This window comes from Mesorhizobium sp. M0663 (assembly GCF_040320585.1).
Lineage (GTDB): Bacteria > Pseudomonadota > Alphaproteobacteria > Rhizobiales > Rhizobiaceae > Mesorhizobium.
In genome coordinates this window covers 1-14,467 of sequence record NZ_JAMYPX010000047.1, presented here as the reverse complement: position 1 = coordinate 14,467, position 14,467 = coordinate 1, and the positions used below count along the sequence as shown (strand labels likewise).

The 14,467-nt window shown below is 56.5% G+C and carries 13 protein-coding genes; 7 read left to right on the top strand and 6 right to left on the bottom strand.

Annotation, left to right across the window (positions count from 1 at the left end; translation table 11 throughout):
- Positions 1 to 8: 8 nt before the first annotated feature.
- From NKI54_RS33715 to NKI54_RS33695, 5 genes are all read right to left on the bottom strand, one after another.
- A complete protein-coding gene (locus tag NKI54_RS33715) occupies positions 9 to 668 on the bottom strand; it encodes a class I SAM-dependent methyltransferase (protein WP_352694068.1) in 660 nt (219 codons plus the stop codon).
- 781 nt (positions 669 to 1,449) lie between these two features.
- The gene (locus NKI54_RS33710; protein WP_352694066.1) at positions 1,450 to 2,127 is read right to left on the bottom strand and encodes a hypothetical protein; all 678 of its coding nucleotides are present in this window, start codon (positions 2,125 to 2,127) and stop codon (positions 1,450 to 1,452) included.
- Positions 2,114 to 2,461: a hypothetical protein gene (locus NKI54_RS33705; RefSeq protein ID WP_352694064.1), complete on the bottom strand. Its 348-nt coding sequence runs from the start codon at positions 2,459 to 2,461 to the stop codon at positions 2,114 to 2,116. The genes NKI54_RS33710 and NKI54_RS33705 overlap by 14 nt, the downstream gene beginning before the upstream one ends.
- Positions 2,462 to 2,469: 8 nt before the next feature.
- Positions 2,470 to 2,916, bottom strand: coding sequence for a hypothetical protein (locus NKI54_RS33700; protein WP_352694063.1), 447 nt, complete (start codon positions 2,914 to 2,916; stop codon positions 2,470 to 2,472).
- A gap of 263 nt (positions 2,917 to 3,179) precedes the next feature.
- Positions 3,180 to 3,776 (bottom strand): hypothetical protein, encoded by a 597-nt coding sequence (locus tag NKI54_RS33695; protein ID WP_352694061.1) that lies wholly within the window; start codon positions 3,774 to 3,776, stop codon positions 3,180 to 3,182.
- A gap of 1,090 nt (positions 3,777 to 4,866) precedes the next feature.
- Between NKI54_RS33695 and NKI54_RS33690 the strand changes: the two genes are divergently transcribed.
- Together NKI54_RS33690 and NKI54_RS33685 are read left to right on the top strand one after the other, a co-directional pair.
- A complete protein-coding gene (locus NKI54_RS33690; protein WP_352694059.1) occupies positions 4,867 to 6,186 on the top strand; it encodes an aspartate aminotransferase family protein in 1,320 nt (439 codons plus the stop codon).
- Between the two features lie 16 nt (positions 6,187 to 6,202).
- Entirely contained in the window at positions 6,203 to 7,207 is a 1,005-nt protein-coding gene (locus NKI54_RS33685) for a zinc-dependent alcohol dehydrogenase (protein ID WP_352694058.1), read from the top strand.
- Positions 7,208 to 7,539: 332 nt separating this feature from the next.
- Here NKI54_RS33685 and NKI54_RS33680 read toward each other — a convergent pair whose 3' ends face one another.
- Positions 7,540 to 8,046: a tyrosine-type recombinase/integrase gene (locus NKI54_RS33680; protein ID WP_352694056.1), complete on the bottom strand. Its 507-nt coding sequence runs from the start codon at positions 8,044 to 8,046 to the stop codon at positions 7,540 to 7,542.
- Between the two features lie 1,033 nt (positions 8,047 to 9,079).
- Here NKI54_RS33680 and NKI54_RS33675 point away from each other — a divergent pair.
- From NKI54_RS33675 to NKI54_RS33655, 5 genes are all read left to right on the top strand, one after another.
- The gene (locus NKI54_RS33675) at positions 9,080 to 9,769 is read left to right on the top strand and encodes a GntR family transcriptional regulator (protein ID WP_352694054.1); all 690 of its coding nucleotides are present in this window, start codon (positions 9,080 to 9,082) and stop codon (positions 9,767 to 9,769) included.
- Positions 9,770 to 10,396: 627 nt separating this feature from the next.
- Positions 10,397 to 11,353 (top strand): KpsF/GutQ family sugar-phosphate isomerase, encoded by a 957-nt coding sequence (locus tag NKI54_RS33670; RefSeq protein WP_352694053.1) that lies wholly within the window; start codon positions 10,397 to 10,399, stop codon positions 11,351 to 11,353.
- Positions 11,354 to 11,440: 87 nt separating this feature from the next.
- Positions 11,441 to 12,703 (top strand): sialidase family protein, encoded by a 1,263-nt coding sequence (locus NKI54_RS33665; RefSeq protein ID WP_352694051.1) that lies wholly within the window; start codon positions 11,441 to 11,443, stop codon positions 12,701 to 12,703.
- Positions 12,700 to 13,548 carry a 3-deoxy-manno-octulosonate cytidylyltransferase gene (gene kdsB, locus NKI54_RS33660; protein WP_352694049.1) on the top strand — a complete coding sequence of 283 codons (849 nt, stop codon included), beginning with the start codon at positions 12,700 to 12,702 and terminating at the stop codon, positions 13,546 to 13,548. Before NKI54_RS33665 ends, kdsB begins: the two co-directional genes overlap by 4 nt.
- Positions 13,549 to 13,603: 55 nt before the next feature.
- On the top strand, positions 13,604 to 14,257 hold the full coding sequence (locus NKI54_RS33655; RefSeq protein WP_352694047.1) for a histidine phosphatase family protein: 654 nt from the start codon (positions 13,604 to 13,606) through the stop codon (positions 14,255 to 14,257).
- Positions 14,258 to 14,467 lie beyond the last annotated feature (210 nt).

The following is a 14,467-nucleotide window of genomic DNA, read 5'->3' as shown; positions in this document are numbered from 1 at the left end:
AGGCATCATCATGGTTCTTGCATATACCAAGGCGCTAGTTGTTTTATGTCCTCGACGTTCCATACGCCCAGAGATTTATCATTGTAGGGATCGTCCATATCAGGCACCCTCTCTCGCAGCACCGCAAATGCTGACGGCAAATTGAAAGGCGAAAGTAAAAGGTTAAGCGGACGCCAACCGCCTACTGGGGCCTCCCTGTTTAAAGTTGTTTCATGAAAGGTAGTCAACATAAGGTAGTTACATCCGCTTTCACAAAAGCGTCGAAGAGCTTTCAGCGCCATCTCAAATGGCAAATGCACCAAGCAGTCCCGGCACAAAATGGCATCTGCAGCGGGTAACAAATCACGTGTAATATCTGCTACGTCAAATGTATGTGATGGAGGGAAGCCTTTTTCTCGATTTATTGCAATTATTTCTGGGACAATATCAAATCCATTATATACCTCTAAATTCTTGCTGACGTCAAATATCCATGTTCCGTCCCCGCAGGGTGCGTCCACCATACTTTTGAGGTTAAGCTCCTCTATTAGAATTGACAACTTCTCTCGGATTATCATTGTTGCCTCTAACGAAGATCCGGGTCCAGAGGGTACCGAACCGGCAGAGCCTGCCCACCTATTGTTGCGAAAAATGTCGGAGAATACTTCTTCCACCGATTCAGATGCCATTAGATAAAGTCCTTTAATCAGTGGTTTGCAGCTATACTTATACATGACTACGCAGTATTCACGGATAGTTGTTAATCGTTTTCGTCCATACTCGGTCCGACTCAAGTCAATTTCGGACTTGTGATGAGAGTACCACTCTCCGCGATCTGCGATCACAAAGATTCTGTAAGGTTGTATGAAGGATCTGTTACGACGTTTGGCTCGCGGTGGTGTGGCACGGAGCCCCTTGACCAATTTCGAAGGATTTGGATTTCCAGGAAACCTCGGTTTGACCTCCAAGTGATGATGCTTTGCATGCGTTGATACAGCTGCTGGGGAACGAGGCCGCGACGTTTCTGGATCTGCGCCCACCTCCTGCGGCGGCGATCTCATAGCCGACTTGGAGAGGCTGCATCTGGGCACCTCTAAAAACCTGGCCTTTGACGACCTGAGCTTGTTCACGGTCGCGGTGTTTGCGCGGAGGCGGCGGATGCGGGAAACTCCGGGACATCGGCGATCGATGATGTCCGTCTGAGCGACGCCGGCGATCCGCTCGATAAGCTGAACTATCGTGGCGTGGGGTATGTTCCGCAAGCCTCTTGCCAAGGCGCTGAAATGATCCGATGGCGCCACGAGCGGCTGGCCGCCCTAAGATGCTGTTCTGATGTTCAAGATCATGTTCTGTTAGTAGGCTTTTCTGATTGAGGTGGTTGAGGCCAAGCTCTTCCTGATATTTTCTGGGCCATGTCGCCCCGGATCACTCGCTTCTCTTAGCGGTCGACGATCGACGTTAGCCCGCCGCTCAGCCGGCCGCTGAGTCGGTTTTCAGGCGAGTGTATTCATGCAGATACCGGCCGACTTGCGCTTTTCGGACGAGAGGGTGTTGCAGAACAGTCTGGATCGGTGCTTCCAAGGACTCCGCGGTGCACGCTTCCAGAAGAATGAACCAGTTGGGGGGCGCATCATAGTCCGTGCGCCCTTCACTCTCCGCCGTGCGCACCTGGGTCGCCTCCTCATCTGCCTTGCAGAGATGCGCGCCAGTCAGGAGCGGGAACCGTGTAAATCCGGACACCAGTGCCGATAGCTCCCGGGCCGCCTGCTGGCCATCGTTTGCCGCAGACTGGAAGCGCACCGTGGCAAGGACGCCGCCAGGCCCAGGCCCCTCGGACAACAAGACTCGAGCCAGACCCCGAGACGTATTGAGAAAATGCGCCGTTGCGCGCCTCGTCCACGGCGTCGGGGCGTTGAGCCGCTTGGCATACTCGTCACCTGTAATGACGTCGAATTGCTCAACCTCGTAGAGCGTAAAGAACTCGGGATGGGTTTCTTTATCAGCAGCTCGATAACGTCGCCCCCGCAAGAATCCAGGAATGCCGGTTCGCTCAGGCATATGCTCGTGTATGTGCCACTGATAAAAATCTTGCCGCCCCTCCTCTGCTATTCCGTTCCAGATAGCCACCATGCCATTACCGCAAAGCATCGGTCTCTCCGCTATTCTCAAAACTATTGAAGGTCACCGAAACGGACGTGAAACCGTCAAAATCCGCTACGATCTCGTCGCCGGGATTTGCCGTGTAAAAACCTGTGTAGCTTCCCGTCGTAACGATCTCGCCGGGCTTTATGACAAGCCCCCTTTTCCCGAGATCGTTTGCCAACATGACCATGAGACCAATGAGGTCTCCGTGGGGGTGGCCTCCTATAGTTTGGCAGAGGGTATTTCCGTTGATGCCAAGTCGAGCCGAGAGGGTTTGAAAGGCAACATCCCGCCAGTTTTTATTTAGCGATCCGAGCACCAGTGCGCCGTTCGACAGCAAGTCTGCGATCATCCATTGCGAGGAATGGCGAACTTGCTTGCCCAGCGGCTATCTGCGACTTCAATGGCCGCGCCAGCTCCATCAATGGCCTCGATGATGTGCTCGCTCGCGAAGCCGTCGATCCCTGGAACTGGCTCTCTCGCAAAACGAAAAGCGATCTCGCACTCGACGCCGCCGAGCCCGTAAACTTCGGGGGACATAGACACCGGGCTGTGAAAAAGGCGGGTCGCGATTATAGGAGCTGATATCAAGTCTCCGTCGGGCAAAGCCGCGACCTTCCAGCCAGCGATAGGATGTGACAACGCGCTGACGACGTCATGCTGAATGCACAAAACTTGGTCGCGGCTCAGTGCTTCCAGCGTTGACACGTCAGCCGTCACCCGCTCGCCGCCTCGATGGGCGGCAGCAAGTTTTTGAGCAAAGGTCCCTGAGAAATCGCTTGCTATCTCTGACATGTCAGCGCGACGCTGGAGACCAGCGCGAACAAACCGTGCGCCACCAGACAGCTCGACAGGGTAGACAGTGCGGGAAGCCCCCTCGACGTTCCCAGTAGCCGTCGCTAATAAGCTGGCGCTCGTCGAACGAGACGTGCTTATGCAGCCGGCCGGCGCTTTTGCGTGCAGGCATCAGACCCTCGTGGACCGCGTGAAATTTGCATCGGTACTTTCGCGAGGGGGCAGGCGCCGAATGATCGCGTTGCCCCGTCACTCGACTGGTTTCACCAACCTACCTCCCATGGCCGGGGCTTGCCGTGGAAAACCACTGCGCGAACGCCCGCCGGGACGCCGCCGAGACGCTGAACGTCCACCTTGTACGAACACAATTGACCGGGGCAGAGGTCTTGCCACAGGCGCCAATCGACTCCCCGGCAGCTCTCAAGAAACGCCTGATCGCCGTCGAAAGCGTACCGCCGCATGTGGTTCTCGGGTGTGGCTGTGAACGCCTCCCACACCGCTGCCTTGATCGATTGCGGGACCGCCATGATGCCGCTTCCAAAGCGCCACGGCTCGACAACGTCGCGCATGATCACCGGACCCTCGACCGCTGCCATGTCCATGAGACTACCGACAATCGAAGTGTCCAGATCGAAGTACAGCCAGTCGCCGGGCAGCTCGGGGCGGAACAGCTCCATCTTCGCCCACCAGCCCGGCCATTCGTGCCGAAGCGGTACTACGTCGACGCCCTGCACGTCGACGTCGGAGAAGCAACGAAACTTTGCGCCGGGCAAATGCTCGGTCACCTGGTCCAACAGACGGACAACATGGCGCGGCGCGTAATCGCCGCCGGAGCGGAGGACGCAAGCAACCGTCTTCATGCCGCCAAACCTCCTTCGAGCGGCGTCATCGTTGACCGTTCTGCGACCGGGAGGCCGGCGGTGGCGGTATTTTTCGGTGAGACGATCAAGGGACGATTTTTCCTCAGTCTGTGACGTGTTTGCGGATGACCCGCATGTACTATGCCAAATGAGAAAATCGTTTCAAATCAAGTGACGGAACGGGTCTGCTACGTGGCGTATCCGACATCGTCGGATATCGGACAGCACCGAACGCGGTTGCCGCACGCGTCAATTCCGCTTCCCCCCGGTGGAATCCTGACGCCATTCACTGGACCATGCCGGGGCAATCGCTTCGGCGTATCGTCTCGGTCGCCGCGCTCGCAAGTTTGCGATCCCCATCTGGCATTGCTGGCGAAGGAGTAAGATTACTTTCGGATCCGCCCCGCGCCGGTGACGGCGAGGCAGCGCAACTCGCTCTGAAAACCCCGGTGCACCAAGCGAGCGCGGCCTTCGCCGGCGCGGAACGGCCTGTGGCTATCGTGAGGGAGCTGCGGAACAGCGAAAAGGCTGCAAGCGAGAAACGTGGCAAGCTGGCGATCGAATTACTCTGCCCAATTTCGGATGGTCTGGTGGGTAACGATGATCCTGCGGGTGTCAGTCTCGATGCTTGCAGGCTCAGCGTACTGAGATCTCCGCGCCAGAGCGCATGGCCAATCACTTCGGCTGGAAAGCGACCGTTGCGATACAGGGGATCACGGACGAGCTTGGTCATACCGTCTGTTCGCACGCATTCCCAAGGTATCCGCAAAGCCTCGATATGCCGAACACCTTTGTGTCCAAATTCAATCGCAGATTTCGATCCCGGGATGGATGAATACCAGAGGACATAGCACAAAATATATTATGAAATATAGTTAGTATTTGCACATCCTTTCCTAGATAGTCGTGCAGGGCGGTCGGCCAACGGTGCGCCCTCTGCGAAATTGCGGCATGTTACTAGTCTGAAGGAGCCGTCCTAAATGGCCAGCCTTTTTCAACATCCACCGAGATTCGCCGCCAGCATGATTTCAGGGCAAAATCTCATCTCATCATCAGAACTTTTGGAATTACTAGGTTTTGGGAGGCAAAAGTGAGCAATTCGTATACGCGGTCCGAAGCTCTCATCGGGAGAGCACGTGCTGTTATCCCGGGAGGTGTTTCGAGCGGAAATCGAGCAAACTGGACTCCTTTCCCTCTCTACTACGCTCGAGGGGATGGTGCTCGAGTGTGGGATGTGGATGGCAATGAATACATTGATTACGTGTTGGGCAGGGGACCACTAATCCTTGGGCACGGAGAACCCGAAGTCATAGACGCAGTATACCGGCAGCTTAAAGCAGGCCAATTTTTTGCGGGCCAGACAGAGGCAGAGATAGAGCTCGCGGATCTAATTTGCGCATTTGTGGGCAATGCCGAAATGGTCCGGTTCTGCAATTCTGGCTCGGAGGCCGTACATGCGTGTATTCGTCTAGCTAGATCAGCAACTGGTCGAGATAAAATCATTAGATTCACCGGCCACTACCATGGATGGTACGATGGCATTGCCTGGGGATTTTCGGGCTTAAGCGCCAACCCTGACGGTTCATCTTTGCCTGTGCCGATGTCGCTCGGCCAACCCACCTCTGATATCTCAAATATAGTTGCGGTTGAGTGGAATGACCCGGAAGCAGTCACAAACGCCTTTAAGAAATATCGTGGAGAAATCGCGGCCATCATTACCGAGCCGATTATGTTCAATGGCTTTTGGAGCAATATCCAACCGTCCGAAGGGTTTCTCAGATTTCTTCGCGAACAATGCGACGCCAACGGCGCGCTGTTGATTTTCGACGAGGTCCAAACCGGCTTTCGCATTTCGCTCGGAGGAGCTGTAGAGCACTTCGGCGTCGCCGCAGATCTAAGCGCTTTTGCAAAGGCATTGAGCGGTGGCGTCTGTCTCGCTGCCTTTGCTGGCCGTAAGGAGGTTATGAAGCGCCTCGTTGAAACCAATACCGTGCATGCAGGAACCTATAATGCCTACCCGCCCGCCGTCGTGGGAGCGTTGAAGCATCTGACGCTCCTGGCGGCAAGTTCCGGCGCAAAGCTTCAGCATATACATCACCATGCAACGTTGCTTGAACGGGGCCTTAGAGATCTAGGAACGCAAACCCAGTTACCTTTTCTTGTTCGAGCGAGCCCAGGCGCTGTCACGACAGCCTTCAGAGCCGCACCTACGCAAGTCATTAACCATCGCTCGGCAGCTGACGGTTTGGATTTTAGCCTCCAGCGCGCATGGCACCTCGCATTGCAGGAGCGAGGCGTACGGATCACGCCAGAAGGCCTCTGGTACGTGTCCGCAGCACATTCCGCTAGTGACATAGCAATCACTATCGATGCCGCGCGGGATGCGCTTCAAACCCTCTCGTCACAATAACGCGTGGAGATGGACTATGTCCGCACGATACAACAGTGTCGCTCGCCTTGTTTCTCCGGGCCGCTTTATCCTTGCGTGCGATGCAGTGAGCGAGGAACTTCCTCCAGATTTCGTACGAATCAGAATCGAATTCTGCGGGGTCTGTGGGACCGATAGATCGTTCTATCTGGGCCACCGCGATGAGGGCTATCCGATCAGTCTCGGTCACGAGCACTGCGGCACTATTGTCGGAGTCGGAGACCATGTCACGACCTATCAGGTTGGAGATTTTGTGGCGATTGATCCGAATTTTCGATGCGGTTCCTGCCGTTATTGCAGGATAGGCGCTGGCCATCTGTGTGAGAGTTCGACGATTAATTGGTATTCGAATCGCGGCTATGCCAAGTTCATCGACATAAAAGCTTCGTACCTTCTTAAACTTCCGGAATACAGATCCCGCCATTTAGGCGCATTGGTCGAGCCACTATCCGTTGCGATTAACGCGACAGACATCTCTAAATGCACGCTAGCTGAGGAGCCTACGCTTGTCCTTGGCGCCGGCGGCATCGGAACGTTGCTGATCTTTAATCTCCTTGAGGCGCAAGATGGCGACATTTGGATCTATGACAAAGCGCGCCACAAGACGGCAGCCTTAAAGGATCTCTACCCGAGCAGGATTAAGATATTGGATAGCGCCGATGACCGTGTATTCAGCGTTGTTTTCGAAGCAACCGGCAGCTCTGACGGCTTCCTTCACGGGTGCGCTCGGCTAGCGAAGCTCGGCAGGCTGGTTGTCGTGAGTAGGTACCATTCCGATGAACCTGCAATCCCCGATAGACTCCCATGGAAGCAGCCTAACATTTACTTCGTTCATCTGAATGGAAATGGTGACTCCTTCCACAAAGCAGCTGCTTTGATGAAAAGTAGCTGGAGCCCGGATCACGACCACCTTCTCAGCTTTCACCCTCTCAGCAATATTGACAAGGTTTTTGCTGAATACGGATCCGACCATGCAAATAAGAAAATAATTACAATGGAGTGAGTATTTATCATTATCGCCTGACATCAGGAGGCTCAAGGAAAAAATAATGCATAGCCTGACGCGGAAGCTGCATGCGCGCCAGGCGCACTATTTTCTGATCGGGTCAGATCCCTGCGCGACTGTGAACATTGAGCTCTCGGGCGCGAGCCGAGTTGGCCGAATCTGAAGCGCGATGATCACCAGGCGCAAAAACGCTCGCAGACACCAGCGCGTCATCGAGAAGCGATCAAACGGGAACGCCTTGCTAGCAGGGCTTCGCCCTGGCGATGGAAGATATCCGCCACCTCCAACCTCGTCGCGGAACCGTTCAGCTCGACGAACCACCTCAACGTTCAGCCGGCCGAGCGGGCTTGTCGTGCGCCGGAAGAGCCCGTGAGACCTTGGTGTAGCGACAGGTGGTTGTGGCAGAGTTGCCCCCAGGATAATGCGGATGTCGATACCCTTCTCCAGCAAAGGGGCAAGAGATCTGCCTGAGCGTGCACCATCCCGTTCTTGTCGATGCTGGCTACGGCTGGTGGCGCCAAGCAGCGGCAGCCAGCATGCAAGACGGTGACGTTAATCAGGCCGCTGCGGCCGTGGATTGGAAGCAGCCATCTCGTGCGCGTGCCAGCCGACGATAGGCGCGCCGGCCGCCCAGAAGCATCCTCCGATGCATGAGGTAGTCTCTTCCCGTCCTTGCCGTGGCGGATCTGGATGACGCCGCGCTTGCCGTCGATATCGGCAACGTTGAGGCCGACGACATCCGAAAGACGCAAGCCGGTCGCACAGGCTGTGGTCAAGGCGATGCGCGCCTCGAGGCTGGCAGCGCCTCGAAGAGACCGGGACGATCCCGTCGGCACAAAGCATCACTGGCAGCTTGCGCGGCGCGCGCGCATGGGCGATGCCGTCCGAAATCTGGGCATGGCCCAGCGTCGCGCTGGACAAAACCATAGCGCGGACACTGTCTGGTTCAGCGCCGGCCGGGAAATACCCGTCGACGCCAGATGCACCTGGAAGGCGCGGACATCCCTAAGCTCAGTTGCAGCGGCGAGTGGTCGCAATTGCGGACGAACTTCGCCACCGCGTGGACCTCAGATCGTTGCGTGATCGGCGACAGTTTGCGGACCGTGTGTCAGCGCAAGGAGCTGAGCTAGCCATTGTCGGCTCCCGCTCTCGATATCGCGTTTCAACAGGAGCAGTCCTTCAAAACAGCACCCTTACCCGCAAGTCGGCCCGCCAACTGCCGCATCAGCGGATTAGTTCAATCAAAACCCGATACTGGAATGAAACGCCAGACAACCCGACCGCTTCCTGAAATAACCATAGGCGGGATTGTGAATAATTGATGTCGGTATTGTTAATATGTCGCAACATGCCTTTATAATTGTTAACTGTAGTTTTACAAATGCGGGTTATATTTTAACACAACTGTGTGATAATTGCTTTCTAGATTTCGATTTGCTTGAATGGCTCATAGCGCGGGATTGGCGCGTGCGCCTGCCACTTGATGATGCGGTAGAGATCAACGGGGATATCCGACGCTGGTGCCCAGGTGCCTTTGGGTATCGGGTCGGTAAGCCTTGCGGTCCCGCCGCAAATCCCCGGCCAGCTGAAGAGTCTAAGGAGCTTCGTCCGCTGTACAGTCTTGTCTGCCGTCGAGGAGGCCGTGTTCATCGCCGGATCGAGACTGGTACCTCGTCTGATCAGGCAGGCAGGCTCGCGCATCTAGGCCGCCGCTGATGAGAAATGGCAGAGTCTTAATTCGTCACCCGCCGCTTCGCGGCGGAAATAAGGAGTTGTCATAACGACGGGGGACGGCAAACGGAACGGCAGGCGAGGAGATGGAACTTCCGCCTACAGCACTTGCCACGCGCGAACGGCGGAGACAACACTATGGCAGTCATTCCTCGTGACAAGGCCGATTCGACCTACTGCCAATTGAAGGAACTCGTCCTTAATTATCGGTTCCGACCCGGAGAGCCGCTAAGCCCTATCAGCATTGCCGATCGACTGCAGGTTAGCGCGACGCCGGTGCGAGAAGCATTGTCGCGTCTTCATGGCGAAGATCTCGTTGGGTTGGTACCAAATCGCGGATTCTTCGCAAAGACACTCAACGCCAAAAGCATGAGAGATCATTATGAATTCGCGTTTCAGATTGCGATTTACGCAATTGAACGTGGATATAGCCAATTTGGCATGGGCAAGATAGCATCGCTGGAAGAGACAGCCGTAAGCAGCGACGGCGTCAAAAATAAGATAGAAGAATCTGTTGAATCGCAGGTTAAAATGATTGAGGAACTCTATGTCTGTATTGCGGCTCTCGCCGGCTGTCAGGTCATGGTTGATTCCATCCGTAAGTTCAACGACCAGACGCGTTTTGTGCGTTTGATCGATTTGGAGATGGAGAGCAACTTTCACGAAATCACGGCGGACATGTCTGCCCTCGTCAGTACATTGGAGCGCCAAGATGTGACGGCTGCAGTCGCCAATCTGCGGCGTCAGCGCGATAGGAAACTTGCTCGGATGAATGAGCTGGTTAGCGAGGGTATTGCTCGCTCTCTTAAGCAATTATCCAGCGAATAGTACGCAGAGCACGGAAGGAAACACAATCGCCGCCGCCGCATCGTGGTGGCCATTGCATAGGTTGTGGCCGCCTGTGCTCGCTGCTCGCCAGCGAGTCTGCTAATTTTGCAATGCTGCACCGGTTCCAAGCAGCATCTCTAGTGGGCGGCCTAGGCGCTGGGTGGGGGAGGTGCAGTACTGACTCGCGTCCAATCAGTCCTTGCTCAGCAGACGTTTGCCGCGAATCGGGAAATCTCGTAGCGGCCAAAGCGCCGTAAGATCGTCTGCTGCGATGGAGATCAACCGCGCAATGCAGGCGCATACGATACGATCGAAGCAGCGAGTGTCAGCTCCACGCTGCGCGCACAATGACGATCCGTCTGTCGATAATTCGCGCGGAGGGCGACGGTGACCATCCAGTTTACGAAACTGTAGCAACAAATTAATCAAACATCACCCCCATTTTCCAATTGACCGCCCATACTGCCGCCAATTCGACGTCACGGCGAGAGCCGAGAATCGCCGCTTAGGATGGAGGCTGCCATCATGGCAATTGTTAGCCCCAGGGGCGCAGTCCAGCTTCTGCACGAAGAGCCAGCTCCGCAACATTCCAAATGTGGCAGGGGCCATAGAGACCCCAAAATACTGATGCTTGAGCGGGCCAGGGCCATCATTCGCCAAGAGGCTGCCGCGTTGGAAAACCTTTCAAACAGGCTCGATGAGAATATCTGCGTGCTCGCGGAGTACATCCTCTCTGCAACGGGCATTGTCGTCGTGTGCGGTATAGGCAAGTCGCGACTGGTTGGAGAAAAGATCTCTGCAATTCTGGCATCGACCGGTACACGATCGATCACGCTCGACCCAGTCGATGCCTTACATGGAGATCTCGGGCGCGTGCGTGCCGGGGATGTCATTCTCGCGCTCTCCAATTCTGGGGAGACTGCTGAACTTCTGCAACTCATCCGCGCTGTCCGGCAGATCGCGGTCATCGTGGCCGCGATCACGGGACGCGCCAGCTCTTCGTTGGCGCGGGCTGCCGACGTGGTGCTCGACATTGGGCCGATGCAGGAAGCTGGTGCACTTGGTCTCGCTCCGACCACCTCCACTACGGCTATGGCCGCGATGGGGGACGCCCTAGCGCTAATCCTGCAGGAGCGGCGTGGGTTCACGCGCCATGACTTCGCACGTCTTCACCCGGGTGGAAGTCTCGGACGGGAGCTGATGCGAGTGCGCGACCTGATGTGGCCGCTTGAATCGATTCCTTTGTTCCGGCCAGATGCACCGCTGTCGCTGGCGCTCTTGTCAATGTGCCGCGCCCCCCAAAAGCTAGGCGTTGCCGCAGTCGCCGACGAGCGATGCAACCTCATCGGGATCTTAATTGGGGAGTCCATTGGCCGATTAACAGAGTGTGGCGCAACGCCTGACCTTAGCGATCCGGTGGAGCGGCACATGCAGCCGCCGCTCGCCACGATTTCCGGGAACGCATTTCTCGATGAAGCCGCGCAGCTCTTCGGTCACCACGAAATCGAGTTGATGCCCGTGCATGATGACCAGGGCAAGTTCGTTGGCCTGATATCTCGTCAGGACGTCCTGAAGCCATCTTGAGTGAGGAGAAATTGTGCAAGTGGAGATCATTCGAGGGACGGTCTGTCAACGGCTCTCTTGGCGGCAGTGGATCACGGCAGGGCTTCGATGATGCGCGCCTTGGCGGATGACTTCGAGATCGTCTACCGGTCCGAGCGGCCACAAGATGTCTACTGCTACACGCCGGGCATTGTCGTGACGGCGAGCCGCAGGGTGGTAGCCACCTTTGATCTCGGCGGTGCAGGGGTCAGGAATCTCCTCGGGCCGAAGGGGTCTCGTGCAAGAGGTACGCGCTTCGGGATGGCTAAGGTCTATGTGTCCGACGATGGTGGCTGTTCCTGGGCTGAGCGAAACACGTTTCCGTTCTGGCACGCTCGGCCATTTATAGCTGGCGGGCGGCTCTACGTCCTTGGTCATGCCGGCGACCTCATGATCATGGCTTCCGACGATGAAGGGGAGACATGGAGCGCGCCGGTCGCACTAACCGTGAACATGAAATGGCACGGGTCGTCCTGCAACGTGCATTACGCCAATGGGCACGTCCACCTCGCCTTGGACGAGCGCCGCGATCTTGCAATTGATGGATGGAATACAGCCGGTTTGGCACCGCGGGTGTTGCGCGCCAGAATCGACGACGATCTCCTTAACCCCAAGAGCTGGACCATTTCGGAGTCCTTTGCGTTCAACGAGACAGTGTCGCCGAGCGATTTCGATCTCTTTGGTGTCCCGTTCTATGACACGCCAATCCGAGCTCCGGCCGAGCTCGGATCGGGACGCTTCTGTGCGCCGATGGGTTGGCTTGAACCGAATATCGTCCGGTTCCACGATCCCGCACATCTGTGGCACGATCCGGCCGGGCGCACATTACACCTGTTCTTGCGCGCGAATACGGGCGGAACGGGCTATGCTGCCCTGGTCAAGGTTATCGAGCAGGACGATGGTCGTCTGACCACGGCATTAGAGACCGTGCCTTCCGGGAAAAAGGCGCTCTTCATCCCGTTTCCGGGAGGGCATCTGAAGTTCTTCGTGCTTTATGATGACGAGACTCGGCTTTACTGGTTGCTGAGTTCACAAGCGACAGACTCGATGGTGCGCCTTACGCACATCTCGCAGGCGCGCTACAATTTGCCTAGCAACGAGCGGCATAGGCTGCAACTTCACTTCTCTAGAAACTGCATCGATTGGTGTTTTGCTGGACTTGTCGCCGCAGGCCAGACCGAGCGTCACGCACGGAACTATGCGAGCATGGCGGTCGACCGCGATGATCTTCTTGTGCTGTGCCGGTCAGGGGATGACGAGGGGAGGGATCCTCAATATACGAACCTAATCACATTCCATCGCGTCAAGGAATTCCGCAACCTCGTCTATTGATCTTTTACATTTCTGAGAGTCGGGAAAACATGCCCAGAACTTCGAGTCCAGTTGCTATCATCATTCCAGCCCGCTACGGCTCGAGCCGATTCCTCGGCAAGCCGCTCGCGATGATCACTGGCCGAACGATGATCAATCGTGTTTGGTCCTTGGCCTGTGCCGTAGCAGACGTAGATGTCGTCTGCGTTGCCACTGATGATGAGCGCATCGCCGAGCACGTTCAAAGCTTTAGTGGTCACGTGGCGATAACCCCGAACGACTGCACAAACGGCACCGAGCGGGTGCTGACGGCAGCCGAGATGCTCGCAACGACGCCTGCCGTCGTGGTGAATCTCCAGGGTGACGCAGTCCTCACCCCGCCTTGGGTCATTGCCGCTCTGATCGACGAGATGCGCCGGGACCCCACAGTGGAGATCGCTACTGCCGCGGTCCGGATGGATAAGCGCACTTATGACGCTTTGTGCACGGCCAAAGAGCACGGCGAGGTCGGAGGCACAACAGTGACTTTTGACCGGCGCGGCAACGCCCTCTATTTCTCGAAATCCATCATCCCGTTCGTGCGCAAAGATGCTCAAGGTAACAATGCGGATCCGTTTCCTGTCTTTCGCCATATCGGGCTCTACGCGTATCGCTACGAAACCCTGTGCCGTTATATCAGTTTGGAATCCGGTCCCCTCGAGCGTTCTGAGAAACTCGAGCAATTGCGCGCGCTCGAGCATGGGATCCCTGTCCGCGTGGTCGAAGTCGACTATGGCGGCCGGACTCACTGGGCTGTCGACAGCCCAGATGATTTGAAGCGCGTTGAGGCTATCATCGGCGAAGAGGGCGATCTCGTCCCGGAGTGAGGCAGACCGCCAGCCCGATAGACGGTAGATCTGCAATACAAAGCGGCCATTATCCATGAAGCTAATCCTCAGCCGTCACGGTAACACGTTTGACCCCGGCGATAAGGTCGTTTGGGTCGGCCGCAGAACCGATCTCCCGCTTACAGGAGAGGGCTGCCGCCAGGCTCAACGTCTCGGAAACACTCTGTGCCAGTCGGATATTAGGCTCGGTGGACTCTATTGCGGACCGCTGCGGCGCACGCGTCAGCATGCCGAGATCGTCGCGGAATGGATCGGTGGTACGCCCCTGCCGATTGTCGATTCGCGCTTAGCCGAGATCGACTATGGCGCATGGGAGGGTTTGAGTAGTCAGGAGATCATAGCACAATTCGGGAGGGAGGAGTTGGAGACGTGGGAACGCTACAGCGCGTGGCCCCGGTCGCCTGGTTGGAGCCCTTCCGAGGCCACCTTGGCGGATGGTGTCACGACATTTGTGGAACACCTCGCCCGGACGCAGGGCGAGGACAGTGCGGCGCTAGCCGTGACCAGCAACGGCGTGCTGCGGTATTTCCTGCGGCTTGCGGAAGATAAGCTCAAGGTAAAGATGGGGGGGCGGAGCGGCAAGGTCGCCACAGGTAATATTTGCATTCTTGAGGTCCGGAAAGGAAATTGCCAAGTCCACGCCTGGAACATTGCACCAGATCAGGGTTGTTTGTCACACACCTATTAAGTAGCAATTGGTTTCGCAATGGCCTTCCCTGCCGAGAGAATCACTCCGTGGATCCCGCCGACCAGAAGCCGCACGCAGCCGATCGACGACGATGAGATTAGGCAAGCTGACCTGATGAGGTGGACGGCCTCCGCTCCCGGCATCGCAATGTGCCAAAGTGTGGCTGTCGAAAGTCACATGAGGGAGAGCCGTCCATGGAGAAGGTTAGCA

Coding starts and splice junctions, on each gene's coding strand:
- NKI54_RS33655 (WP_352694047.1), top strand. CDS start 13,604: ATGAAGCTAATCCTCAGCCGTCACGGTAACACGTTTGACCCCGGCGAT.
- NKI54_RS33685 (WP_352694058.1), top strand. CDS start 6,203: ATGTCCGCACGATACAACAGTGTCGCTCGCCTTGTTTCTCCGGGCCGC.
- NKI54_RS33675 (WP_352694054.1), top strand. CDS start 9,080: ATGGCAGTCATTCCTCGTGACAAGGCCGATTCGACCTACTGCCAATTG.
- NKI54_RS33700 (WP_352694063.1), bottom strand. CDS start 2,916: ATGTCAGAGATAGCAAGCGATTTCTCAGGGACCTTTGCTCAAAAACTT.
- NKI54_RS33670 (WP_352694053.1), top strand. CDS start 10,397: ATGCTTGAGCGGGCCAGGGCCATCATTCGCCAAGAGGCTGCCGCGTTG.
- NKI54_RS33715 (WP_352694068.1), bottom strand. CDS start 668: ATGGCATCTGAATCGGTGGAAGAAGTATTCTCCGACATTTTTCGCAAC.
- NKI54_RS33665 (WP_352694051.1), top strand. CDS start 11,441: ATGATGCGCGCCTTGGCGGATGACTTCGAGATCGTCTACCGGTCCGAG.
- NKI54_RS33710 (WP_352694066.1), bottom strand. CDS start 2,127: ATGCTTTGCGGTAATGGCATGGTGGCTATCTGGAACGGAATAGCAGAG.
- NKI54_RS33695 (WP_352694061.1), bottom strand. CDS start 3,776: ATGAAGACGGTTGCTTGCGTCCTCCGCTCCGGCGGCGATTACGCGCCG.